Source organism: Streptomyces lincolnensis, assembly GCF_021173675.1.
GTDB lineage: Bacteria > Actinomycetota > Actinomycetes > Streptomycetales > Streptomycetaceae > Streptomyces > Streptomyces lincolnensis_B.
Genome location: NZ_JAIHON010000012.1, coordinates 302,704 through 326,850, shown reverse-complemented (window position 1 = coordinate 326,850; position 24,147 = coordinate 302,704). Strand labels below are relative to the sequence as shown.

Sequence of the window (24,147 nt, the reverse complement as noted above, 5' to 3'; positions counted from 1 at the left end):
GTCACGATCGGGAGTACACCACGAGGGTGGCGAGCGGTCAACTCACTGTCACTATGTGGACGCTCTGTGGTGGACACAGAGTGACGGCGGGCGCCCGCATGCCGATGCGAGACCGCCCGCACGTATCAACCCACGTCAGCGCGCCCCGGCTTCCGCATCGGCCTTGGCCGCGCCGCCGAGGGTAGCCTCCGCCGCCGCGTACAGGTCGGCAGGCCGCACCCCGCTGAACGCCGTGACCAGATGACCGTCCGGCCGCACCAGAAGGACGGTGTGCGGGGCCGCGCCCGGGTACTCCTCGGCGACCAGCAGCTCGGCGGGATGCGGCAGCGCGGTCACCGCCGCGGCGAGCCGGGGCATGACGCCTGCGCTCACCCAGTGCTTGCGCTCCCACACGCCCGTGCCCGGCGCGACCAGGACGACCAGGAGCGCGCCGCGACCGAGGCGGTCCCGCAGCTGTACGAAGGAGCCGTCCTCGGCGGTGACCCGCACATCGGCGACGGGCGCGCCGGGAGGCGTGTCGACCGGGGTCTCGCCTTCGAGGTGCCGGGGTGCGAGCGGCGAGTCGGCGTACGCCCCCGGCGCACCGAGAACACCGCGCCCCAAGTGACCGTCCGTGAGCAGCCCGTCGTGGCCGCGCGCCGAGCCGGGAACGTACGCCCGCAGGCCCCCGCCGCCACGCAGCAGCGGCAGCGCCTGGTCGGCGGCGCGCAGCCGGGCGGCGACCACTCCGCGCCGCTCCGCCTGGTAGCTGTCGAGCAGCGCCTCGTGCGGCCCGTGATGCCAGGTCGACGCCAGCTTCCAGGCGAGGTTGTCGGCGTCCCGGAGACCCTCGTCGAGCCCCTGCGTACCGAGCGCGCCCAGCAGATGCGCGGCGTCCCCGGCGAGAAAGACCCGGCCGACCCGCCACCGCCGCGCCAGCCGGTGGTGCACCGTGTGGACACCGGTGTCGAGAAGTTCGTACGGCGGTGTCGTGCCATCGGTCCAGCCCGCCAGAGTCTCCCGGATGCGGGCCACCAGCAGCTCGGGCGTGACCAGGTCCTTGCCCGGCGGCAGCAGCCAGTCCAGGCGCCACACGCCGTCCGGCAGGGGGCGCGCGGTGATCTCGCCGGCCGACGGGCCGGAGGTGCGCCACGGGGGCGTGCGGTGCAGCAACGCTTCGCCGGTCCAGGGGAGTTCGGTGCGCAGGGCCGCGACGGCGTGCCGTTCGACGGCCGTACGGCCCGGGAAGCGGATGTCCTGGAGCTTGCGCACGGTGGAGCGCGGGCCGTCGCAGCCGACCAGGTAACTGCCGCGCCACCAGGTCCCCTTGGGGCCGCGAGTGTGGGCGGTGACGCCCGAGGGCTCCTGCTCGATGCCGTCGAGCCGGCTCTCCACGGCCAGTTTGACGAGCCGTTCACCGGCGAGGGCGGCACGCAGGGCGCCCGTCAGCACGTGCTGGGCGATGTGCAGCGGGGCGGGGACGGCCTCGGCGGTGTCGTCGAGTGCGGCTTCCTCGAACGTGACCTCGCGCATCACCTGCTTGCGCCGCATCGACCGCCATCCGGCCCAACGCGCACCGGCCTCGGCCAGCGGCACCCCGGTCAGCCGCTCCATGAGCGCGGCGGTGTCCTCACGCAGTACGACGGTCCGCGCGGGACGCGGTTCGTCCTTGCCCGGTCCCTCGTCGAGGACCACGGAGGGCACTTCCTGACGCGCCAGCGCAAGGGCGAGCGTGAGCCCCACGGGCCCCGCTCCGACGATGATCACCGGGTCCACGGCGCGGCGCCCCCTGCCCGCAGCTGTGTCCCGAGAGACGTGGGTGAACAGGAAGGTGGGGCAGGGTGCACGATCACAGAACGTATGCAACAGATTGCCGGTGCTTGCGTCAAGTGACGGAGGGCAGTGGCGATCATGCCACTGCCCTCCGTGCGGAATACGGTGCTTGACTGAGCGTCAGACTCCGCTGCCCGCTCCCGTCGCAGCCGAGCCCGCGATGGCCGCGTCGTCCGCCTTGAGTACCGCGCCGGTGCTCTTCTTGCCGCGCCTGAGCCGCCGTTCCAACCAGCTCGCGAAGCTCGTCAGCGCGAAGTTGATCGCGATGAAGATCAGGGCGACGACCGTGAAGCTGGCGATGACGTTGGCGCCGTAGTACGAGCTCATCGGGCTCACCGCCGCGATCAGATCGGGGAAGGTGAGCACGCCGCCGCCGAGGGCGGTGTCCTTCACGATCACGACGATCTGGCTGACGATCGCCGGCAGCATCGCGGTGACCGCCTGCGGCAGCAGGATGGTCCGCATGGTCTGGCCCTTGGTCAGGCCGATCGCCAGTGCGGCCTCGGACTGGCCCTTGGGCAGGGCCAGGATGCCGGCTCGGACGATCTCCGCGAGGACCGCCGCGTTGTAGAGCACCAGGCCCGTGACGACCGCGTACAGCGGACGGTCGTCGGAGCTGACGTTCGTGTACTCGGAGTAGAGCGCCAGTCCGAAGATCATCAGAACCAGGACCGGGATGGCGCGGAAGAACTCCACGATGACCGCTGCCGGTACTCGGACCCAGACATGGTCGGAGAGTCGGGAGATGCCGAGGACGGCTCCCAGCGGCAGGGCGATGATCATGGAGAGCGCCGCGGCCTTCAGCGTGTTCTCAAGACCAGGCCAGATGTATGTGGACCAGGCCTCAGTGCCGCTCAGAAAGGGCTTCCACTTCTCCCAGTCCAGCTGCTGCTTGTCCTGAAGAGTGCCGATCACCCACCACATCAACGCCGCGACTGCGACCACGAAGGCGATTGTCAGGATGACGTTGCGCCGCTTGGCGCGGGGCCCCTGGGCGTCGTAGAGAACGGAGCTCATCGCTTCACCGCCACCTTCTTGCCCACCCAGCCCAGGATCAGGCCGGTCGGCAGCGTCAGACACACGAAGCCGAACGCGAAGACCGCGGAGATCAGGATCAGCTGGGCCTCGTTCTCGATCATCTCCTTCATCAGCAGGGCCGCCTCGGCCACGCCGATCGCCGCGGCCACCGTGGTGTTCTTGGTGAGCGCGATGAGGACGTTGGCCATGGGGCCGACCACCGAGCGGAACGCCTGCGGCAGCACCACCAGGGTCAGCACCTGGGAGAACTTCAGGCCGATCGCGCGCGCCGCCTCGGCCTGGCCGACCGGCACCGTGTTGATGCCGGAGCGCAGTGCCTCGCAGACGAAGGCCGAGGTGTAGGCCACGAGTCCCAGCACCGCGAGCCGGAAGTTCAGTGTCTCGAAGTTGTTCGCCGCGCCCATGGTGGCACCGAGCGTCTGGTTCAGGCCCAGCGAGGTGAACAGGATGATCACGGTCAGCGGGATGTTCCGCACGATGTTCACGTAGGCGGTACCGAAGCCGCGCATCAGCGGCACCGGGCCGACGCGCATGGCGGCCAGCAGGGTTCCCCAGATCAGGGAGCCGACGGCCGAGAGCAGAGTGAGCTGCACGGTCACCCAGAAGGCACCCAGCAGGTCGTAACCTTCAAGAAAGTCGAACACGATCTCCCGCGCTTCCGCGTGTCGAAGCCCCGGTGCGCCGGTCCGGGATCGGTCCGGCGCACCCGTCAGGCGTTACTTCAGCTCTTGATGTCGCCGATCTTCGGCGCGGGCTCGTTCTTGTAGCCGGCCGGACCCAGGTTCTTGTCCACGGCCTTCTGCCAGGAACCGTCGGAGACCATCTTCTCCAGGGCGGTGTTGATCTTCGCCTTCAGATCGCTGCCCTTCTTGACGCCGATGCCGTAGTTCTCGTTGGTCATCTTGAAGCCGCCGAGCTTGAACTTGCCCTTGAAGTTCGCCTGCGAGGCATAGCCGGCGAGGATCGAGTCGTCCGTGGTCAGCGCGTCGATGGCCTTGTTCTGGAGACCGGAGAGGCACGCCGAGTAGGTCGGGTACTCCTGGAGCTGGGCCTTGGGCGCCAGCTTCTCCTTGACGTTCTGCGCCGAGGTCGAGCCGACGACGGAACACAGCCTCTTGCTGTTGAGGTCCGAGGGCGACTTGATGGAGTCGTCGTCGGCGCGGACCAGGACGTCCTGGTGGGCCAGCAGGTACGGGCCGGCGAAGTCGACCTTCTTCTGGCGCTCCTCGTTGATCGAGTACGAGGCGGCGATGAAGTCGACGTCACCGCGCTGGAGCATGGTCTCGCGGTCGGCGCTCTTCGACTCCTTCCACTCGATCTGGTCCGCGTTGTAGCCGAGTTCCTTGGCGATGTACGTGGCCACGTCGACGTCGAGGCCCGCGTAGCCCTGCGGGGTCTTCTGACCGATGCCGGGCTGGTCGAACTTGATGCCGATGGAGATCTTCTTGTCGCCACCGGAGGAACCGGAGCCGTTGCTGTCGCCGTCGTCGGAGCCGCACGCCGTGGCGGTCAGGCCGAGCGCGAGGACGGCGGCCGTGGCGGCGGTGACCTTGCGGAGCTTCATGGTGAACATCCTTTGCGTGGTGAAGAGATGCGAGCCGTCGAGGCGGGTGACTCAGGTCGTCGGGCGCGCGGGGCGGGCCGTGGGTGGTGCGGGATCACGGTCCAGGATCAGTGGTGCAGGATCTTGGACAGGAAGTCCTTGGCGCGGTCGCTCCGCGGGTTGCTGAAGAACTGGTCCGGCACAGCCTCTTCGACGATGCGGCCGTCGGCCATGAACACCACCCGGTTGGCGGCCGAACGGGCGAAGCCCATTTCGTGGGTGACGACGATCATCGTCATACCGTCCCGGGCGAGCTGCTGCATGACCTCCAGGACCTCGTTGATCATCTCGGGGTCGAGCGCCGACGTGGGCTCGTCGAAGAGCATGACCTTGGGGTCCATCGCCAGGGCACGCGCGATGGCGACACGCTGCTGCTGGCCGCCGGACAGCTGTGCGGGGTACTTGTCCGCCTGTGTGGCCACGCCCACGCGGTCGAGCAGGGCGCGGGCCTTCTCCTCGGCCGCCTTCTTGTCGGCCTTGCGGACCTTGATCTGGCCCAGCATCACGTTCTCGAGCACGGTCTTGTGCGCGAAGAGGTTGAAGGACTGGAACACCATGCCGACGTCGGCGCGCAGCCGGGCCAGCGCCTTGCCCTCCTCGGGCAGTGGCTTTCCGTCGATGGCGATATCGCCGGAGTCGATCGTCTCCAGGCGGTTGATGGTGCGGCAAAGGGTGGACTTACCGGACCCGGAGGGCCCGATGACCACGACAACCTCGCCGCGGGCGATCGTCAGGTCGATGTCCTGGAGTACGTGCAACGCGCCGAAGTGCTTGTTGACGCTCTTCAGGACGACCAGTTCTCCGGTCGCGGCCACATCTTCCTTGGCCACCGATACTTCGGTCATCGCTCTCTGGCTCCGTCCTCCTCGGTTTCGGAGGACCTTAGTAACCCATGCCACCTGCGTCATTACATCTGAGGGGAATCTGAGGATCACGATCCGATAGCAATCGGACACATGTCGTAGCACTTGTGAGCTGGGCGCGTATCGGCCGGGTAACGGAAGCCGTGCGCAACCGGAACCCTCTTGACGCCGTCCTCGTCCATCAGCGTGACTGCCATGTGCACCCGCGCGCGTGTTCGCGTTTTTGCACCATCCTGAGTACGCGTTCCGCGTACTCATCCTGATCGTACGTCCGATGAACGAAGGGGGCCTGGGTGAGACTGCTCCTTGTCGAGGACGACAACCATGTCGCCGCAGCCCTGTCCGCTGTACTGGCGCGGCACGGCTTCGACGTCACTCACGCCCGCAGCGGCGAGGAGGCCCTTCAGGCCCTCGTCCCGGAAGGCGCGGGCTTCGGAGTCGTTCTCCTCGACCTGGGACTGCCCGACCAGGACGGTTACGAGGTGTGCGGCAAGATCCGCAAGCGCACCAGCACGCCGGTGATCATGGTCACCGCGCGTTCCGACGTGCGCTCGCGCATCCACGGCCTCAACCTCGGCGCCGACGACTACGTGGTCAAGCCGTACGACACCGGGGAGCTGCTGGCCAGGATCCACGCCGTCAGCCGGCGCACCCCCCAGGAGGACGCCCACGGGGCCGGAGACGGCGCGCTGAGGCTCGGGCCGGTGCGGATCGAGCTGCCCACCCGGCAGGTCAGCGTGGACGGCTCGGTGGTCCAGCTGACCCGCAAGGAGTTCGATCTGCTCGCCCTGCTCGCCCAGCGGCCGGGCGTGGTCTTCCGGCGGGAGCAGATCATCAGCGAGGTGTGGCGCACCAGCTGGGAGGGGACCGGACGCACCCTGGAGGTGCATGTCGCGTCCCTGCGCGCCAAGCTGCGCATGCCGGCGCTGATCGAGACCGTACGCGGCGTGGGCTACCGGCTCGTCGCCCCGGGCTCGTAGCGGGGTCGGGTGCGCACTCGTCTGCTCCCGCTGCTCATCGTCCTGATGGCGGCCGTCCTGCTCGCGCTCGGCATCCCGCTGGCCGCGAGCGTGGCGGCCGCCCAGCAGCAGCGGGTGGTCGTCGACCGGATCGACGACACGGCACGCTTCGCGGCCCTCGCCCAGTACGTCACCGCCCCGCCCGAGGAGCAGAGTGAGCGCCGGGAGACGCTGAGCAGCGAACTCGCCAGCTACCACGACGTCTACGGCATCAGCGCGGGCGTCTTCTACCGCAACGGCACCGACATGGCCAAGGCTCCGGCGAGTCTCGTCCTCCCGGGCGAGAACGAAGTGAGCGAGGTACGCGCCGCGTTCGACGAAGCGCTGACCGGCCGGCGCAGTCACGACCCCAAGCAGGTGTGGCCCTGGCAGCGGCACAGCCTGGTGGTCGCCTCGCCGGTCATCCGGGACGGCGACGTCGTCGCGGTCGTGCTCACCGACTCGCCCACCGGGCCGATGCGTTCGCGGATCCTGCACGGCTGGCTGGTCATCGGGGCCGGTGAGATCGCCGCGATGCTGCTGGCCGTGGGCGCGGCCCTGCGGCTGACGGGCTGGGTGCTGCGGCCCGTGCGGGTCCTGGACGCCACCACCCACGCGATCGCCAGCGGTGCTCTGAAGTCCCGGGTGGCGGCCGCCGGCGGGCCGCCGGAACTTCGGCGCCTGGCTCTCGCGTTCAACGAGATGGCGGACAACGTCGAGGACGTGCTGGAGCAGCAGCGCGCCTTCGTCGCCGACGCCTCGCACCAGCTGCGCAACCCGCTCGCGGCGCTGCTGCTGCGCATCGAACTGCTCGCTTTCGAACTTCCGGAGGGCAACCAGGAGATCGCTTCCGTACAGGCCGAGGGCAAACGGCTGGCGCAGGTCCTGGACGACCTGCTCGACCTGGCCCTGGCCGAGCACACCGAGGCGACGCTGAGCATCACCGACATCGGCGAGCTGGCCGCGGAACGCGTCGCGGCCTGGACGCCGACGGCCGAGGCCAAAGGGGTACGCCTGGTGGCGGACTGCCCGGCCACGACCGCCTGGGCCGACCCGGTCACCCTGTCCAGCGCACTGGACGCGGTCATCGACAACGCGGTCAAGTTCACACCGAAGGACGAGACCGTCGAGGTCATCGTCGCCTCCAACGGTGAGGCCTCGACCGTCGTGGTCACCGACCGCGGCCCCGGTCTGACCGACGAGGAACTCACCCGCGTCGGCGACCGCTTCTGGCGCAGCGGCCGCCACCAGAACATCAAGGGTTCGGGCCTCGGCCTGTCCATCTCCCGGGCCCTGCTGGCCGCGGGCGGCGGCTCGATCGCCTACGACCACCATGAGCCGCACGGCCTGAAAGTGACGGTGACGGTCCCGCGATCACGGCCGCTGAGGTGAGACGCGGCACGACACGATGACCGGGTTCCGTACGCCGTACGCGTGAGGGATGGGGCCCGTCGGTCGCCGTCGTGCGTACGTCCTGTGCGTGAGCCCTTCTCCGCCGTCCCCCGGGGCGTCGTACGCCAAGTGCGGGGTGTGGTCTACGGCTTGACGGAGCGGTAGTAGCGGCGGGCGCCGTCGTGGAGGGGGAGCGGGTCGGTGTAGATCGCGGTGCGCAGGTCGACGAGCTGGGCGGAGTGGACGACACCGCCGATGCCGTCGCGGCTGCGGATCACCGTCCGGGTCACCCATTCGGTGAGCCGGGGGTCCATGCTCTTGCGGGTGATCAGCAGGTTGGAGACCGCCAGCGTCGGCACGGTCGCCCCCTTCTGGATCGAGGGGTAGGCCGACTCCGGCATGTTGGTGGCGCGGTAGTAGTGGGTGGCGCCGCCCTGGGCGTGCAGCTTGGACACGAGAGCCGGACGGATCGGTACGAACCGGAAGCTCCGCGAGTCGGCGAGATCCTCCAGCCCCCTCGTCGGCAGGCCGCCCGACCAGAAGAACGCGTCGATGCCGTTGCCCAACAGCTCGGGGCCGGTGTCGATGCCCTCGGACGAGGCCGTGATGTCCTTGCCGGGGTTGATGTCCGAGGCCTCCAGGACCCGGTCGGCGATCAGCCGTACGCCCGACTTGGGGCGCCCTATGGCGACGCGCTTGCCCTTCAGATCGGCGACGGAACGGATGCTCGAGTCGGTCGGCACGACGAGCTGGACGTAGTCGTCGTACAGACGGGCGACCCCGCGCAGCCGGTCCGCGAGCTCCGGGTGCTCGAACTCGAAGGTCTCCACGGCGTCGGCCGCGACGATGGCGAAATCGGCGTCCCCGTTCGCCACGCGCGCGACGTTCTCCTGCGACCCGTCACTGGTGAGCAGCTTCACCTTCAGATCCGGCATGTCCTTGGCGAGCTGGGGGCGCAGCTCGGTGCCGTACTGCTGGTAGACCCCGGCCTCCGATCCGGTACTGATCGTGATCGTCCCGCTCGGGGGGGCCTCGCCCAGGGGCAGCAGCCACCACAGCAGCAACCCGAGAACGACGAACCCGGCGGCGGCACCTTGCAGGGCCCGGCGCCTGCCGATACGGGGGAACACCTTGGACATGCGCGTGATCCTGCCAGCCGGTGCGCGGTGCTGACCAGGGGCGGCGGGGGAGGGGCGGGCGTGCGTGGGTGTCCGGGGGCGGTGGGGGCGTCCTGCGTCGGCCGGTTGTCAGTGGTGGTCGTTAATGTCGGTGCATGAGTTCTTCGCCCGTCGACCTGGTCCGTGAATTCCATCTCGCCTTCGGGCTGGACGCCCGCACGTCGCCCACCGAGGTCCCGCCCGAGCTGGCCGCCCACCGCGGCGAACTCCTCGCGGAGGAGGCCGCGGAGGTCGCCGAGGTCTCCATCACCGGCCCCCTTGACAGGCTCGCGCACGAGCTGGCCGACGTCGTCTACGTCGCGTACGGCACCGCCCTCGTCCACGGCATCGACCTCGACGCGGTCATAGCCGAGATCCACCGCTCCAACATGACCAAGCTCGGCCCCGACGGCCGCGTCGCCCGCCGGGCCGACGGCAAGGTCCTCAAGGGCGAGCACTACGAGGCTCCGGACGTGTCGGGGGTGCTGCGGCGGCAGGGGTGGGCGCCGGGCGGGGCGTGAGGGGTCGCGGCGGCTTGGGCTTCCCAGGGACACGGGGGCACGAGGACGGGGGACGAGGACTCCGGGCGTGTGGGCCGTCGCCGGAGCGTGGCCGTGAGCGGCGGCGGCCGGGGGTTTGTACGGCGGGGCCGTCAGACCGTCGGTTGCCGCGTCCCGGCCCCTTCGCCTGCCCCGCAGGCCCTGCCTCCGTCTCCGCCCCCGCTGCTCCGAGTGCCCCGCCGGTCTGTCGGACCGTCGGTCATCGCACCCCGGTCCCTCCGTCACCCCCCACCGACGCCTGCGTCCCGGGGTCTGCGGCCGGTGCCGAGGTTCCGGAGGGGCGGGGGGCCTTGCCGCTGCGGCGGGCGGTCCAGCGGGAGGCCAGGGGTTCGGTGTAGCGGGCGGTGAGGGGGCCCAGGACGACGAGGATGAGGACGTAGGCGGTGGCGAGGGGGCCGAGGGAGGGCTCGATGCCGGCGCTGACCGCGAGTCCGGCGATGACGATGGAGAACTCGCCGCGGGCGACGAGCGCGCCGCCCGCCCGCCAGCGGCCCTTGACGGAGACACCGGCCCGCCGTGCCGCCCAGTAGCCGGTGGCGATCTTCGTGGCCGCGGTGACGAGCGCGAGGGCGAGGGCGGGCAACAGGACGGGCGGGATGCTGGCCGGGTCGGTGTGCAGGCCGAAGAAGACGAAGAAGACGGCGGCGAAGAGGTCGCGCAGAGGGCTCAGCAGGGTGTGCGCGCCCTCGGCGACCTCCCCGGACAGCGCGATGCCGACCAGGAAGGCGCCCACCGCCGCCGACACCTGGAGCTGCTGCGCGATGCCCGCGACCAGGATCGTCAGTCCCAGTACGACCAGCAGCAGCTTCTCGGGGTCGTCGCTGGAGACGAACCGTGAGATGAGCCGGCCGTAGCGGACCGCCACGAACAGCACCAGACCGGCCGCGCCCAGCGCGATCGCCAGAGTCACACTGCCCGCCATCAGCCCGGCGCCGGCGACCAGCGCGGTGACGATGGGCAGATAGACCGCCATCGCCAGGTCCTCCAGGACGAGGACGCTGAGGATCACCGGCGTCTCCCGGTTGCCGACCCGGCCCAGGTCGCCGAGGACCTTGGCGATGACACCGGACGAGGAGATCCAGGTGACGCCCGCGAGGACCACGGCCGCCACCGGGCCCCAGCCCAGCAGCAGCGCCACCGCCGCGCCCGGCAGGGCGTTGAGGGCGCCGTCCACGAGACCGGCCGGGTAGTGGGACTTGAGGTTGGTGACCAGGTCACCGGCCGAGTACTCCAGGCCGAGCATCAGCAGCAGGAGGATGACGCCGATCTCGGCGCCCGTCGCGACGAACTCCTCGCTCGCCCCGAGCGGCAGCAGACCGCCCTCGCCGAAGGCCAGCCCGGCCAGCAGATACAGCGGGATGGGCGAGAGCCGGAAACGGGCGGCGAACCGTCCGAGCAGGCCGAGGCCGAGGATGATGGAACCGAACTCGATCAACAGGACCGCGGAATGCACCGGTTCACTCCCGCCCGAGTATGGCCGCGGCGGCGTCGACGCCCTCACGGGTGCCGATCACGATGAGGGTGTCCCCGCCCGCCAGCCGGAAGTCCGGCGCCGGCGACGGGATCGCCTCGGCCCGCCGCAGCACCGCCACCACCGAGGCGCCGGTGTCGGTCCGCATCCTGGTCTCGCCCAGGACCAGCCCGTTCCACCGTGAGGTCGCGGCGACCTCGATCCGCTCGGCGACCAGCCCGAGGTCCGTGGTGTAGAGCAGGCTCGCGCTGTGGTGCGACGGCTTCAGCGCGTCGATCAGGGCGCCCGCCTCGGCACCGGTCAGCCGTGTGGACTGCGCGCAGGAGTCCGGGTCGTCGGCCCGGTACACGCTCACCGTGCGGGCCCCGTCGCGGTGCGCCACCACGGACAGATGGCGGTCTTCGCGGGTGACGAGGTCGTACTGGACCCCGATACCCGGCAGCGGCGTCGCCCTCAGGCGTGGAGCAGACACGTTTCTCCCCTAGCTTCTCGGTGCGGTCGGACAGCACGCGGGTTCCTGATGATCACGAGTGCCCGGTCTGCATGCTGCCACCCACACGTACGGTGGCGACATGGGTGTCGTCACGGATATGCAGGGCCGGCCGGGGGCTGCGAGGCTGGCCACGGAGGGGTCGGGTGCGCAGGCCGGGAGGAGCGGAAAGAGAACCGTGTCGCTGTTCTGGCGGATCTTCTCGCTCAACGCCGTCGGCTTGTTCGTCGCCGCGGCACTGCTGCTGGGACCGGTCACCGTGTCGACCCCCGTCCTGCCGGGCGAGGCGCTGGCCGTGGTCGGCGGCCTCGCGGCGCTGCTGGCCGCCAACGCGCTCGTGCTGCGGGTCGGGCTCGCCCCGCTCAAGCGGCTGGGCGGGGCCATGTCCACCGCCGACCTGCTCCGGCCGGGAGCCCGCGCGCCCGTCGCCGGGCCCGCGGAGACGGCCGAGCTGATCACGACGTACAACACCATGCTCGACCGGCTGGAGGCCGAACGCGCCGCGGGTGCCGCCCGCGCGCTCTCCGCCCAGGAGCGCGAACGGCACCGCATCGCACAGGAACTGCACGACGAGGTCGGCCAGACGCTGACCGCGGTCCTCCTCCAGCTCAAGCGGGTGGCCGACCGGGCGCCCGGGGAGCTGCGCGAGGAGGTGGGCCAGGCGCAGGAGGCCACCCGTGCGGGGCTGGACGAGATCCGCCGGATCGCCCGCCGGCTGCGGCCGGGTGTCCTGGACGAACTGGGACTGTCCAGCGCCCTGCGGTCCCTGGCGGCCGAGTTCACCACCCACGGGCTGACGGTCCGCCACCAGATCGCCGGCGACCTGCCCCATCTGACCGAGGAGTCCGAACTCGTGCTCTACCGGGTGGCCCAGGAGGGCCTCACCAACACCGCCCGGCATGCCGCCGCCGACCGCGCGGAGATCCGGCTGCGGCCGGTCGCCGACGGTGTCGAACTCCTCGTACGCGACAACGGCAGGGGTGTCGGCGGGGCGCCGGAGGGCGCCGGGATCAGCGGTATGCGCGAGCGGGCGCTCCTGATAGGAGCGGTCCTCTCGGTCGGGGCCGCGCCCGGCGGAGGCACGGACGTCCGGCTGAGCGTCCCGCTCACCGCCGTGGGCGGCCTGTGATGCCCGGGCCGGGGCCGATCCGGGTCCTGCTCGCCGACGACCACACGCTCGTCCGGCGGGGAGTGCGGCTGATCCTGGAGGGCGAGCCGGACATCACGGTCGTCGCCGAGGCGGGTGACGGGGCGGAGGCGGTCGAGCTGGCCCGGGCACAGGAGGTCGATCTGGCGGTCCTGGACATCGCGATGCCGCGCATGACCGGCCTCCAGGCGGCCCGCGAGCTGTCCCGGCGGCTGCCGGGCCTGCATCTGCTCGTGCTGACCATGTACGACAACGAGCAGTACTTCTTCGAGGCCCTCAAGGCCGGGGCCAGCGGTTACGTCCTCAAGTCCGTCGCCGACCGGGACCTCGTCGAGGCCTGCCGCGCCGCGGTCCGCGACCAGCCCTTCATCTACCCCGGCGCCGAACGCGCCCTCGTCCGCTCCTACCTGGAGCGCCTGCACCGCGGCGACGGGCTGCCCGAGCGCGCCATCACCGAGCGCGAGGAGGAGATCCTCAAGCTCGTCGCCGAGGGCCACACCTCCAAGGAGATCGGCGAACTCCTCTTCATCAGCGCCAAGACCGTCGAACGCCACCGCGCGAATCTCCTCCAGAAACTCGGCATGCGCGACCGCCTGGAGCTGACCCGCTACGCCATCCGGGCGGGCCTCATCGATCCGTGAGGCGGGGAATCACCCCTTGCGCGAACCGACGGCATCGCGCCGTCGCCGCACGACATACGCCCCCGCGAGACCGACTGCCCCGGCCGCCAGAGCGATCCCCACGGTCCGCTGGAACTCGGCCGGTCCCACACTGCCGCCGACGCCGCCCTGGACACCTCGGGTCGGGAGAGGCGTCGCGGGTGTCACGGCGGCCGTCCCTCTGCGGGGCAGGACCTCGCACGCCATGCCGTCGTCCACGCCCTGGTCCTCGTCCAGCCGGTTCGGGTCACTCGGGTCGCGGTCGAACTCCGCCTGCGCGTCTTCCTGGTAGACGAAGTCGGCGCAGTCCAGGTCGGTTTGAGCGTGTGCGACGCCGGTCAGTGGTCCGGTGGCCAGGATGACCGCCACCGCGCCGGCGAACGGGGTGCGTATCCCGATGGTCCGTTTCCGCATGGTCCTGCCTTTCGGGCTGAGGAGGCCTTCACGGCCGTCCCTGCGACCCTAGAAAGGCTTCTCACGCCCCGGCCCGCACTGCTGGGCCGAACGGGCGACAACAGCCCCGGCAGGCGCCTACAGCAACGCCTCCCAGTCCCCGTCGAAGTCCGCCGGATTCACGAACAGCAGCTCGGGGTCGACGGGTGCGGGGCGGTCGGGGGTGTCCGGGTCCGGGAGGGACTGTTCCGTCCAGATGCACTTGCCGGTGGGGGTGTAGCGGGCGCCCCAGCGCTGGGAGAGGGCGGTGATGAGCTGGAGGCCGCGGCCGCCCTCGTCGGTCTCGGTGGCGCGGCGGATGCGGGGCATGGTCTGGCTGCCGTCGTAGACCTCGCAGATGAGGTCGGTGGAGTGCAGGAGGCGCAGCCGGACCGGTCCGCGGGCGTGGCGTACGACATTGCCCACGAGCTCGCTGACGAGGAGCTCGGTGGTGGGGGCGAGGTCGTCGAGGTCCCAGGCGGTGAGCTGGTCGCGGACGTGGCGGCGGGCCTGGCCGGCCGCCCGCGGATCCTGGGGCAGTGACCAGGAGGCCATCCGCTCCGCCGGCAGGGCGTGCAGCCGGGCGACGAGGAACGCGGCGTCGTCGGCGGCCTGGTCGGAGGGGAGCAGACCGGCCGTCAGCTTGTCGCACAGGTGTTCAAGATCCGTCGCCGTGCCGTCCGCGTGCGCGGCGCTCAGCAGCCGCGCCAGATCCGCCATGCCCTCGTCGATCTCCCGCTTGGCCGACTCGACCAGCCCGTCGGTGTAGAGCACCAGCAGACTGCCCTCGGGCACCTCCAGCTCGACCGTCTCGAACGGCGGATGCGCGGCGCCCAGCGGCGGATCGGCGTCCGGCAGGGGGAAGTGCACGGTGCCGTCGGGACGGACCAGGGCGGGCGGCGGATGTCCGGCCCGGGCCAGGGAGCAGACCCGGGTCGTGGAGTCGTAGAGCGCGTACAGGCAGGTGGCGTACGAGTCCTCGCCCATGCCGGCGACGATGTCGTTGAGGTGGCCCAGGATCTCGTCGGGCGGCAGTTCGAGGTCGGCCAGGGTGTGGACGGCGGTACGCAGCCGACCCATGGTGGCGGCCTCCGGCAGCCCGTGCCCCATCACGTCACCGACGACGAGCGCGACCTGCCCGCCGGACAGCGGAATGATGTCGTACCAGTCACCGCCGACGTCCGCGCCCTGCCCGGCCGGCAGATAACGGGCGGCGGCTGTGCACGCGGGCAGGTCGGGCAGGGCCTGGGGGAGCAGGCTGCGCTGGAGTTCGCGGGAGCGGCTGCGCTCGGCGTCGTAGAGCCGGGCCCGCTCCAGGGACTGGGCGACGAGGGCGCTGATCGTGGTCAGCAGCGCGCGCTCCTCGTCGGTGAGCAGCCGCGGCCGGTCGAAGGACAGCACGCACACGCCGAAGGTGTGCCCGGAGGCCGTCAGCGGCAGGAACGCCCAGGAGTGCCTGCCCGAGTGCTCCGGCAGGTCGGCCGCCGCGGGGAAGCGCGCGGCCAGCTCCTCCCGGGAGGACAGGAACAACGGCGTCCCGGTCTCGGTCGCGCCCCAGGCCGGGGCGGCCAGCGTGCGGGGACGCCGGTCGACGAGGTCGAGGAAGTCGTCCCGGTAGCCGACGGCTCCCACGTGATGGAGCCGGTCGTCCTCGGCGACCTGGACCAGGAGCCCCGTGGCGGCGAAGGGCGGCAGCACCCGCCGGGCGACCGCGTCCACCACGTCCTGCGAGGTCGTCGCCTTGGCGAGCTCCGCGGTCAACTCGGCTATCCGGGCGGCTCGTTCCGTCGCGGACCGTTCGGCGGCCTGGCGTTCCTCCGCCAGCCGACGCTTCTCGGTGACGTCCTGGAAGTACAGGGTGCGCCCGTCCGGCCCCGGCACCAGCCGCAGATGGAAGCGCTGCTCGGAGTCCGGCAGATGCACGTCGAAGCCGGCGGGCTTCTCCTCGGCCGCGGCCGCGAGGCAGCGCTCCTTCAGACCGGGGACCTGCCGGGCGGTGGGCAGCGCCCACAGCAGCCGCCCGAGCAGTTCCTCCTCCGAGAAGCCCAGCAGCCGCTGCGCCTCCAGGTTGGAGAAGGTGATCCGCCACTCGTCGTCCACGGCCAGGAAGCCGTCACTCATGTGCTTCAGGGCCCGGCCGAGCGCGTCGCGGGCGGTACGCGCCTCGTTGGTCTCCCAGCCCACGCCGATCATCCGGTGGGGCTCGCCGTGCTCGTCGTAGGTGGCCCGGCCCCGCGCCCGCGTCCAGCCGTAGGTGCCGTCCAGGCGCCGTACCCGGTACTCGGCCTCGTAGACGCTGTGGTCGAGGATGGCCCGCTGCGCCGCAGCCAGGGTCGGTGCCAGGTCGTCGGGGTGGACGATCCTCATCCAGTTCTCGATCTTGCCGGTGAAGTCGGCGGGGCGGGTGCCGTAGAGCGCCAGGGCCGCCTCGTCCCAGATCAGGTCACCGGTGCGGATGTTCCAGTCCCACGATCCGACCTCGACCTCCTTCAGGGCCTGGCGCAGGCGCTCCCCGCTCGGCTCGGTGTGCGCGGGCCCGGACGGCGGCGGCGCCTGGGCCATGCGGTCCTCGGTCCAGGCCACGACGGCCCGCAGGAAGTCCCAGTGCTCCGGCGCGGGTTCGCCCCGCTCGCCCGCCACGACCGTCAGCGCACCGATGCTGCGCTTCCGGCCGAACACGGGGAAGGCGGCGAAGCCGGTACCGGGCCACGGCGTGCCGTGCGCGTCGGAGGGCATGGCCTGCCCGTGGGTCGGCGTGCCGTGCCCGTCGGAGGCCGTGGCAGGCCTGCGGGTGGGCGTGCCGTGCTCGTCGGTGGACGTGCCGTGCTCCCCGGAGGGCAGCGGCACCCACACCCCGCTGCCGCGGTGCAACGCGCGGGCCGGGGCCAGGGGCCCCTCCTGGTCGAGGATCTCCCAGGAGCGGGTGAGGGCGGGAGGCAGCCCGGCGGCCGACACCAGCCGCAGCGCGGACATCGGACCGCGCAGATGGATCGTGCCGCCCAGTGCGCCCAGCTCGCCCACCGCGTGGTGCAGCGCCAGCCGGAAGATCTCGCTCTCCGTGATGCCCGGGGCCACCGTGTCGAGCAGAGCGAGCCGTGCGTTCATGCGGGGAACCTATCGTCGCGCGGGGCGGCCGAAACCTGTTTCACAGATTCCGACGTGCGGCTCTCCTTCACTGTCACGCCTCAACAGCCTTGCAGATATAGAGAGTTGTTGACATTTCGCCGGTGTAGCGTGCCGTCGCACGGGCAGGTTCCGGATCATGAGGAGCGGCATGGACATCGGTGTCTTCATCCCCATCGGCAACAACGGCTGGCTCATATCGAAGAGTTCCCCGCAGTACCTGCCGAGCTTCGAGCTGAACAAGGCCGTCGTGCAGAAGGCCGAGGAGCACGGACTCGACTTCGCCCTGTCGATGATCAAACTCAAGGGGTTCGGCGGCGACACGGAGTTCTGGGACCACTGCCTGGAGTCCTTCACGCTGATGGCGGGCCTGGCCGCCGTCACGGAGCGGATCAAGCTGTACGCCTCCACCCCCATCCTCGCCCTGCCCCCGGCGATCGCCGCCCGCATGGCCGTCACGGTCGACTCCATCGCCCCCGGCCGCTTCGGCGTCAACATCGTCACCGGCTGGGCGCCCGGCGAGTACACGCAGATGGGCGTCTGGCCCGGCGACGACCACTTCGCCAACCGCTACGCCCGGGCCGTCGAGTACGTCACCGTGATGAAGGAGCTGTGGAGCGAGGGCGTCAGCAACTTCAAGGGCGAGTTCTACGAGATGGAGGACTGCGTGCTCTCCCCGCGCCCGGCGGACGGGCACATCGACATCGTCGCCGCCGGGCAGAGCCGTACCGGGATGCAGTTCGCCGCCGACCACGCCGACTACAACTTCATCCTCGGCAGCGGCGTCAACACCCCGCTCGCCTTCGCGGACACCACGGCCACCCTGGTGGAGGCGGCGCGCGAGAGCGGCCGTGACGTCGGCGCGCTCTCCCTCTTCATGGTCATCGCCGACGAGACCGACGAGGCCGCCCGCGCGAAGTGGCAGGACTACCACGACAACGCCGACCTCGCGGCCCTCGCCTACATGGCGGGGGAGTCCGCCACCGACACCAGCGCCGACGACTCCTCCACCGCCCGGACCATCGTGCTCCCCGAGGGCGCCGTGAACTTCAACATGGGCACCCTCGTCGGCTCCTACGAGACCATCGCGAGGATGCTCGACGAGATCGCCGAAGTCCCCGGCACCAAGGGGATCATGCTCGTCTTCGACGACTTCCTCGAAGGCATCGAGAACTTCGGCACCCGTATCCAGCCCCTGATGAGCTCCCGCTCGGACCGCGTGAGCGCGGCCTGAGCATCCCTGAGTGCCGGCTATCGGGCCAGTGACTCCTCCCGTGCTCCCGGCAGGGGGAGTTCCAGCCGCGGCCAGGCCCGGATGTCGCGCTGCATCTGGCGGTCGTGCGTCGCCAGGACGACGGCCGCGCCGGTGGCCCTGAGCGCGTCCGTGAGCTCGTCCACCAGGGCGATGGACAGATGGTTGGTGGGCTCGTCGAGCAGCAGCAGGTGCGGCCGGGTGGCGAGGGCCAGGGCGAGGTCGAGGCGGCGCTGCTGTCCCATGGACAGCTCCGCCACCGGCTTGTTCGCGTCGCGCGAGCCGAGCAGGCCCAGGGCCGACAACGGCGTGACCTCGCTGTCGCGCAGGACGCCGGCGGTGACCAGACGCGCGGTGTGCGCCTGGTAGACGTCGTGCGCCCGGCGGCGCGTGGTGTGCGGCGACTCCTGGCCGAGCAGATGCAGCCGCACCTTGCGCGCGTGCCGTGCGCGGCCCGTGGTCGGAGCGAGCCGTCCGGCCAGGACGGACAGCAGCGTGGACTTGCCCGCCCCGTTCGGCCCGGTGACGGCCAGCCGGTCGCCGGACGCCAGCGACAGACTGGTCGGCCGGTGCAGCCGCCCGTCCACGGTGACCTCCTCCGCGTGCAGCAGGACCACACCGGGTCGCGCGGGCAGCTCCGGCGGGGTGAAGCGCCGGGGCGGCACGGGCGCGGTGATCCGGTGCTGTTCCAGGTCCTCCTGGCGCCGGTGCACGGAACGGACCAGCGCCGGGGCGCGGGTGGCGCGCTGGTGCTTGCCGGCGCCCTTGGGCGGCCGCCAGCCGGTGCTCAGCCGGTTCTGCGCCTCCGACAGGGACTGCTGCAGACGGGCGTGTTCGGTCTGCTGCTGCTCGTACTCGGCCTCCCAGCGCAGCAGTTCCGCCTCGCGCCCCTCCCGGTAACCGGCGTATCCGCCGCCGTACACCTGGGGGCGGCCGTCGCGGGTGGGGTCGAGGTCGAGGACCGTGGTCGCCAGGTCCGACAGCAGGGCCCGGTCGTGGCTGACCACGACGACGCCGCCGGGGTGGGCGCGCAGGCGCGCGGTGAGATGGTCGAGCCCCTCCAGGTCGAGATGGTTGGTCGGCTCGTCCAGCAGCAGGAAGTCGTACTCGGCGCCCAGCAGACAGGCCAGCCGGATCCGGTAGCGCTGCCCGACCGAGAGCGTGGCCAGCCGGCGCGTGCGGTCGCCGACCGCCCCGAGTCCGGCGAGCGCCACGTCGACCCGGCGGTCCGCGTCCCAGGCGTCCAGCGCCTGCGCCGCCTCCAGGGCGTCGGTGTACTCGCGTTCCGCGCCGGGCAGTCCCTCGGCGAGGGCCGCCGCGGCGCTGTCCAGCCAGTGGAGCGCGGCTCGGGCGTCGGCCAGGTGTTCGTCGATGACGTCACCGACCGTCCGGTCGTCCTCGGCGGGCATCTCCTGCTCCGCCAGGGCGAGCGTGCCCACCCGCTGCACGCTCCCCTCGTCCGGGGCCAGGACCCCGGCCAGGACGTGCAGCAGGGTCGACTTCCCGCGACCGTTCTCGCCCACGACGCCCCAGCGCGACCTGGGGGAGACCTTCATCTCGACATGGCGCAGCACGGTACGGCCACCGCGCTCCACGCGGACATCGTCGCAGGTCAGCTGGGCCCGATCGCGTGCGGGCAGGGAAAAGGCGTTCACGTCTTACGTCCTCCGGTTTTCCGGATTCTCCGGAAGGAGGCACACCGCACCCACGCGCGAGACGCGGGAAAGGGGCGGATCAATGCCTCGGATCTGACGATCGGCCGGACCCGGAACAGGTCGGCCGCGGGCGGCGGTGAAGGCTCGGAACGCGCCTCGCCGTGATGCGAGGGGCGGAGCCTGCGGCCCGGTCAGATGTAGAAGACGTAAATCATGCGGCCATTCTAGCGATGCCCGCGTTGGCGCGCCGAGATTTTCCGGGCGCGTGCGGTCGGCCGTGCGGTCGGCGGGGCCTCACCCGGGCACCCTGACAGGGGCCCGCCCGGGACGACCTACCCTTGACGCATGACCAGCAGCAGCGACCGGAGCCCGGCAGTGGATGTTCACTCGTCCAAGACGTATGAAGTGCGCACCTACGGGTGCCAGATGAACGTCCACGATTCCGAGCGATTGTCCGGGCTGCTCGAATCGGCCGGTTATGTGAAGGCCCCCGAGGGGGCGGACGGTGACGCGGACGTCGTCGTCTTCAACACCTGCGCCGTGCGGGAGAACGCCGACAACCGGCTCTACGGCAATCTCGGCCGCCTCGCCCCGATGAAGACGAAGCGGCCGGGCATGCAGATCGCGGTCGGCGGCTGTCTCGCCCAGAAGGACCGCGACACCATCGTGAAGAGGGCGCCCTGGGTGGACGTCGTCTTCGGCACGCACAACATCGGCAAGCTGCCGGTCCTGCTGGAGCGCGCCCGCGTCCAGGAGGAGGCGCAGGTCGAGATCGCCGAGTCCCTGGAGGCGTTCCCGTCGACGCTGCCGACGCGCCGCGAGAGCGCCTACGCGGCCTGGGTGTCGATCTCCGTCGGTTGCAACAACACCTGCACCTTCTGCATCGTCCCTGCGCTGCGGGGCAAGGAGAAGGACCGCCGCACCGGCGACATCCTCGCCGAGATCGAGGCCTTGGTCGGCGAGGGTGTCAGCGAGATCACCCTGCTCGGCCAGAACGTCAACGCGTACGGCTCCGACATCGGCGACCGTGAGGCGTTCAGCAAGCTGCTGCGGGCCTGCGGGACGATCGACGGCCTGGAGCGGGTCCGCTTCACCTCGCCGCACCCGCGCGACTTCACCGACGACGTCATCGCCGCCATGGCCGAGACCCCGAACGTGATGCCCCAGCTCCACATGCCCCTCCAGTCCGGCTCGGACACGGTCCTGAAGGCGATGCGCCGCTCCTACCGGCAGGAGCGCTACCTGGGGATCATCGAGAAGGTGCGGGCGGCCATCCCGCACGCCGCGATCACCACCGACATCATCGTCGGCTTCCCGGGCGAGACGGAGGAGGACTTCGAGCAGACCCTGCACGTGGTCCGCGAGGCCCGCTTCGCCCAGGCGTTCACCTTCCAGTACTCCAAGCGGCCCGGCACCCCCGCCGCCACCATGGAGGGCCAGATTCCCAAGGAGGTCGTCCAGGCGCGCTACGAGCGTCTCGTCGCCCTCCAGGAGGAGATCTCCTGGGAGGAGAACAAGAAGCAGGTCGGCCGCACCCTGGATCTGATGGTCGCCGAGGGCGAGGGCCGCAAGGACGGCGCCACCCACCGCCTCTCCGGCCGCGCCCCCGACAACCGCCTGGTCCACTTCACCAAGCCGGACCAGGAGGTCCGCCCCGGTGACGTCGTCACCGTCGAGGTGACCTACGCCGCCCCGCACCACCTCCTCGCGGAGGGCGCCGTCCTCGACGTGCGGCGCACACGCGCGGGTGACGCGTGGGAGAAGCGGAACGCCACCGAGGCCGCCAAGCCGGCCGGAGTCCTGCTCGGCCTGCCGAAGATCGGGGTCCCGGAGCCGCTGCCGGCGGCGACGGGCGGCTGCGAGCTGGACTGAGCGCACGCGCGCACCCGCGGCGAGCAGGGAACTAGGCTCCCGATCATGCTTGTCGCCGCCGCTGTCTGCCCCTGCCCGCCCCTCCTCGTGCCCGAGCTCGCCGCGGGCGCCGCGTCCGAACTGGATCGCGCGCGTGCCGCCTGCTCGGACGCCCTCGGCGTCCTCGCCGCCTCCCGGCCCGACCGGCTGGTCGTCGTGGGGCCGGCGGACCGGGACGGGCGTGGCCCGCACCCGGAGGGGGCGCCGGGTTCCTTCCGGGGCTTCGGCGTGGACCTCGACGTACGGCTCGGCCGGGACACCGGTACGGCGGTGGAGCGCCCGCTGCCGGACTCACTGGCGGTCGCCGCGTGGCTGCTGGAACGCGGCGGATGGTCCGGCGCCCCGATCGAGGGACTCGGCGTGGGGGAACCTCTCGGGGCCGAGCGGTGTATCCAGACGGGGAGGGAGATCGCCGGCGCGGACGAGCGGGTGGCACTGCTGGTGATGGGCGACGCCAGTGCCTGCCGCACGCTCAAGGCGCCGGGCTACCTGGACGAGCGGGCGGCACCCTTCGACGCGGAGGTCGCACGTGCGCTGGGCGCGGCGGACGTGGCCGCCCTCAAGACGCTGGACACCGAGCTGGCGTACGAACTGAAGGCCTCCGGCCGGGCCCCCTGGCAGGTCCTGGCGGGCGCCGCCGAGGACGCGGACCTCGCCGGCGCGCTGCTGTACGAGGACGCGCCGTACGGGGTCGGGTACCTGGTCGCCACCTGGTCGTAGGGCGGCCGTCCGCGCCGGCTGGGGCGAAACGGCGGACGGCCGGGAGCATCGCGCTCCACGGCCGTCCGTCGATGTGCCGTGCCGGTCAGGAAGCCGGCGGGGGAGAGGAAGGTGGCGAAGAGGCCGGTGGCGTGTCGGTGGCGCCGCCCGCGTCCGTGCCGTCCTTGTGCGCCAGTCGGTCCATGGCACCCTTGGCCTTGCCCGTGCCCGTCTGGATCTTGTCGCTGTACTTGCCCTTGGTCTTCTCGTCGACGACCTTCGCGGCCTTGTCCAGGCCGTGCTGGATCTTGTCGCCGTGCTGCTGCGCGAGACCGGAGACCTTGTCCTTGGCCGGGTTGAGCTTGGCCTTCAAATTGTCCAGGAGACCCATGGTCCACCTTCCCTGACGGGCTGGTTACGTGCGGGCGCCTTCGCCGGCCTCGCTGTCGGCGACCTCCTCGGCGGACTGCTGCTTGGGGATCTCGACGCTTTCGCCGGACGTGTCCTTGTCGGCTGCCGCGGTCTTCTCCTCCGCCGTGTCCCCGGTCCCAGCCTTGGCCTTGGCTCCGACTTCGGCGCCGGCCTCGGCCGACTCCTTCGTCTCTGCCGCCTCCTCGGCCTGCTCGCCCTTCTCGTCGGTCGACGCGTCGGCGGCCTGCACCTCGGCGGCCGTCGCCTCCTCGGTGGTCTTCGACCTCCGGAGAAGTCGTGCGAAAACGCCCATATCCACTCCATACGTTACTCGTGCGGGCGAAATCCCGCGTCGTCCGGTGCGCCCGTTTGCGTCGCCCGGGCCGCCGCCCCTGCGATCCGGCGGCGGAAAACCTCGCAACTGGGAACGACCCCGGCCCGGAGCCGTCACGTAACTCGTTCGAGGTCACCCGTGGAGGTTTGGGAGGATGGTCCGGTGAGCAGCGCACCCCCCGCCCCCCGCGTCATCGCCGTCGTCGGACCGACCGCGGCCGGAAAGTCCGATCTGGGCGTCTTCCTGGCCCGGCGTCTCGGCGGCGAGGTCGTCAACGCCGACTCCATGCAGCTCTACCGAGGGATGGACATCGGCACCGCCAAGCTGACGCCCGAGGAGCGCGCCGACGTCCCGCACCACCTCCTGGACATCTGGGACGTGACCGTCACGGCGTCCGTCGCCGAGTACCAGAGGCTGGCCCGCGCCCGGATCGACGCCCTGCTCGCCGAGGGCCGCTGGCCGGTCCTGGTCGGCGGCTCCGGCCTGTACGTCCGGGGTGCCGTCGACAACCTGGAGTTCCCCGGCACCGACCCCGAGGTCAGAGGCCGTCTGGAGGAGGAACTCACGCTGCGCGGCTCCGGCGCGCTGCACGCCCGTCTGGCCGCCGCCGACCCCGAGGCCGCGCACGCGATCCTGCCCAGCAACGGCCGCCGTATCGTCCGGGCCCTCGAAGTGATCGAGATCACCGGCAAGCCCTTCACCGCCAACCTCCCCGGCCACGACTCCGTCTACGACACGGTCCAGATCGGCGTCGACGTGGCGCGGCCCGAACTCGACGAACGCATCGCGCGCCGGGTGGACCGGATGTGGGAGGCCGGTCTGGTCGACGAGGTGCGCGCACTGGAAGCACGGGGGTTGCGCGAGGGGCGTACGGCCTCACGCGCGCTCGGCTACCAGCAGGTCCTCGCCGCGCTCTCCGGCGAGTGCACGGAGGCGGAGGCGCGCGCGGAGACCGTACGGGCCACCAAGCGCTTCGCGCGCCGTCAGGATTCATGGTTCAGGCGCGACCCGCGGGTGCACTGGTTGAGTGGGGCCGCGGCGGATCTCACGGAACTTCCGCAGCTCGCGCTGTCGTTGGTCGAACGACCGGTTACAGCCTGATCACGTCATGGCATCGGGACGCTCCGGCCGTCATCGCGG

Annotated in this window: 22 protein-coding genes; 9 read left to right on the top strand and 13 right to left on the bottom strand. The window is 71.3% G+C overall.

Annotated elements, in window-relative coordinates; all coding sequences use genetic code 11:
* Nucleotides 1-135 precede the first annotated feature (135 nt).
* The 5 genes from K4B79_RS33945 to K4B79_RS33925 form a co-directional block, all read right to left on the bottom strand.
* Nucleotides 136-1,755: an FAD-dependent monooxygenase gene (locus K4B79_RS33945; RefSeq protein ID WP_232031159.1), complete on the bottom strand. Its 1,620-nt coding sequence runs from the start codon at nucleotides 1,753-1,755 to the stop codon at nucleotides 136-138.
* A 177-nt stretch (nucleotides 1,756-1,932) separates the two neighbouring features.
* Nucleotides 1,933-2,829, bottom strand: a complete 897-nt coding sequence (locus K4B79_RS33940) for an amino acid ABC transporter permease (RefSeq protein WP_232031158.1) — start codon at nucleotides 2,827-2,829, stop codon at nucleotides 1,933-1,935.
* The gene (locus K4B79_RS33935; protein ID WP_232031157.1) at nucleotides 2,826-3,494 is read right to left on the bottom strand and encodes an amino acid ABC transporter permease; all 669 of its coding nucleotides are present in this window, start codon (nucleotides 3,492-3,494) and stop codon (nucleotides 2,826-2,828) included. The genes K4B79_RS33940 and K4B79_RS33935 overlap by 4 nt, the downstream gene beginning before the upstream one ends.
* Before the next feature lie 77 nt (nucleotides 3,495-3,571).
* Complete coding sequence (locus K4B79_RS33930; protein ID WP_232031156.1) at nucleotides 3,572-4,414, bottom strand: glutamate ABC transporter substrate-binding protein; 843 nt, start codon at nucleotides 4,412-4,414, stop codon at nucleotides 3,572-3,574.
* A 107-nt stretch (nucleotides 4,415-4,521) separates the two neighbouring features.
* Entirely contained in the window at nucleotides 4,522-5,298 is a 777-nt protein-coding gene (locus K4B79_RS33925) for an amino acid ABC transporter ATP-binding protein (protein WP_232031154.1), read from the bottom strand.
* Between the two features lie 311 nt (nucleotides 5,299-5,609).
* On the opposite strand from K4B79_RS33925, the gene K4B79_RS33920 reads away from it, so the two are divergent.
* Together K4B79_RS33920 and K4B79_RS33915 are read left to right on the top strand one after the other, a co-directional pair.
* Nucleotides 5,610-6,296, top strand: a complete 687-nt coding sequence (locus K4B79_RS33920) for a response regulator transcription factor (protein ID WP_232031153.1) — start codon at nucleotides 5,610-5,612, stop codon at nucleotides 6,294-6,296.
* Nucleotides 6,297-6,305: 9 nt separating this feature from the next.
* Nucleotides 6,306-7,706 carry a sensor histidine kinase gene (locus K4B79_RS33915; RefSeq protein WP_232031152.1) on the top strand — a complete coding sequence of 467 codons (1,401 nt, stop codon included), beginning with the start codon at nucleotides 6,306-6,308 and terminating at the stop codon, nucleotides 7,704-7,706.
* Between the two features lie 143 nt (nucleotides 7,707-7,849).
* On the opposite strand, the gene K4B79_RS33910 is transcribed toward K4B79_RS33915, so the two are convergent.
* The gene (locus K4B79_RS33910) at nucleotides 7,850-8,845 is read right to left on the bottom strand and encodes a TAXI family TRAP transporter solute-binding subunit (RefSeq protein ID WP_232031151.1); all 996 of its coding nucleotides are present in this window, start codon (nucleotides 8,843-8,845) and stop codon (nucleotides 7,850-7,852) included.
* A 134-nt stretch (nucleotides 8,846-8,979) separates the two neighbouring features.
* Between K4B79_RS33910 and K4B79_RS33905 the strand changes: the two genes are divergently transcribed.
* Entirely contained in the window at nucleotides 8,980-9,384 is a 405-nt protein-coding gene (locus K4B79_RS33905) for a MazG nucleotide pyrophosphohydrolase domain-containing protein (protein ID WP_232031150.1), read from the top strand.
* Nucleotides 9,385-9,622: 238 nt separating this feature from the next.
* Here K4B79_RS33905 and K4B79_RS33900 read toward each other — a convergent pair whose 3' ends face one another.
* Nucleotides 9,623-10,876 (bottom strand): cation:proton antiporter, encoded by a 1,254-nt coding sequence (locus K4B79_RS33900; RefSeq protein ID WP_232031149.1) that lies wholly within the window; start codon nucleotides 10,874-10,876, stop codon nucleotides 9,623-9,625.
* 4 nt (nucleotides 10,877-10,880) lie between these two features.
* Complete coding sequence (locus K4B79_RS33895) at nucleotides 10,881-11,366, bottom strand: cation:proton antiporter regulatory subunit (RefSeq protein ID WP_232031148.1); 486 nt, start codon at nucleotides 11,364-11,366, stop codon at nucleotides 10,881-10,883.
* A gap of 196 nt (nucleotides 11,367-11,562) precedes the next feature.
* Here K4B79_RS33895 and K4B79_RS33890 point away from each other — a divergent pair, with 196 nt between their 5' ends.
* A complete protein-coding gene (locus K4B79_RS33890; protein WP_232031147.1) occupies nucleotides 11,563-12,513 on the top strand; it encodes a sensor histidine kinase in 951 nt (316 codons plus the stop codon).
* Complete coding sequence (locus K4B79_RS33885; RefSeq protein WP_232031146.1) at nucleotides 12,513-13,172, top strand: response regulator; 660 nt, start codon at nucleotides 12,513-12,515, stop codon at nucleotides 13,170-13,172. Before K4B79_RS33890 ends, K4B79_RS33885 begins: the two co-directional genes overlap by 1 nt.
* 9 nt (nucleotides 13,173-13,181) lie before the next feature.
* Here K4B79_RS33885 and K4B79_RS33880 read toward each other — a convergent pair whose 3' ends face one another.
* Entirely contained in the window at nucleotides 13,182-13,604 is a 423-nt protein-coding gene (locus tag K4B79_RS33880) for a hypothetical protein (protein ID WP_232031145.1), read from the bottom strand.
* Between the two features lie 117 nt (nucleotides 13,605-13,721).
* Complete coding sequence (locus K4B79_RS33875; protein WP_232031144.1) at nucleotides 13,722-16,727, bottom strand: SpoIIE family protein phosphatase; 3,006 nt, start codon at nucleotides 16,725-16,727, stop codon at nucleotides 13,722-13,724.
* A gap of 169 nt (nucleotides 16,728-16,896) precedes the next feature.
* On the opposite strand from K4B79_RS33875, the gene rutA reads away from it, so the two are divergent.
* The gene (rutA, locus tag K4B79_RS33870; protein WP_232031143.1) at nucleotides 16,897-17,979 is read left to right on the top strand and encodes a pyrimidine utilization protein A; all 1,083 of its coding nucleotides are present in this window, start codon (nucleotides 16,897-16,899) and stop codon (nucleotides 17,977-17,979) included.
* A 17-nt stretch (nucleotides 17,980-17,996) separates the two neighbouring features.
* Here rutA and K4B79_RS33865 read toward each other — a convergent pair whose 3' ends face one another.
* Entirely contained in the window at nucleotides 17,997-19,652 is a 1,656-nt protein-coding gene (locus K4B79_RS33865) for an ABC-F family ATP-binding cassette domain-containing protein (protein WP_232031142.1), read from the bottom strand.
* Between the two features lie 345 nt (nucleotides 19,653-19,997).
* Here K4B79_RS33865 and miaB point away from each other — a divergent pair, with 345 nt between their 5' ends.
* Nucleotides 19,998-21,524, top strand: coding sequence for a tRNA (N6-isopentenyl adenosine(37)-C2)-methylthiotransferase MiaB (gene miaB / locus K4B79_RS33860; RefSeq protein WP_232031141.1), 1,527 nt, complete (start codon nucleotides 19,998-20,000; stop codon nucleotides 21,522-21,524).
* A 45-nt stretch (nucleotides 21,525-21,569) separates the two neighbouring features.
* Nucleotides 21,570-22,283 carry a class III extradiol dioxygenase subunit B-like domain-containing protein gene (locus tag K4B79_RS33855; RefSeq protein WP_232031140.1) on the top strand — a complete coding sequence of 238 codons (714 nt, stop codon included), beginning with the start codon at nucleotides 21,570-21,572 and terminating at the stop codon, nucleotides 22,281-22,283.
* Nucleotides 22,284-22,368: 85 nt separating this feature from the next.
* Here K4B79_RS33855 and K4B79_RS33850 read toward each other — a convergent pair whose 3' ends face one another.
* Together K4B79_RS33850 and K4B79_RS33845 are read right to left on the bottom strand one after the other, a co-directional pair.
* On the bottom strand, nucleotides 22,369-22,653 hold the full coding sequence (locus K4B79_RS33850) for an antitoxin (RefSeq protein WP_232031139.1): 285 nt from the start codon (nucleotides 22,651-22,653) through the stop codon (nucleotides 22,369-22,371).
* Between the two features lie 24 nt (nucleotides 22,654-22,677).
* Nucleotides 22,678-22,986 (bottom strand): hypothetical protein, encoded by a 309-nt coding sequence (locus tag K4B79_RS33845; protein ID WP_232031138.1) that lies wholly within the window; start codon nucleotides 22,984-22,986, stop codon nucleotides 22,678-22,680.
* Nucleotides 22,987-23,169: 183 nt separating this feature from the next.
* Between K4B79_RS33845 and miaA the strand changes: the two genes are divergently transcribed.
* Complete coding sequence (gene miaA / locus K4B79_RS33840) at nucleotides 23,170-24,108, top strand: tRNA (adenosine(37)-N6)-dimethylallyltransferase MiaA (RefSeq protein ID WP_232031137.1); 939 nt, start codon at nucleotides 23,170-23,172, stop codon at nucleotides 24,106-24,108.
* The last annotated feature ends 39 nt before the right edge of the window (nucleotides 24,109-24,147 follow it).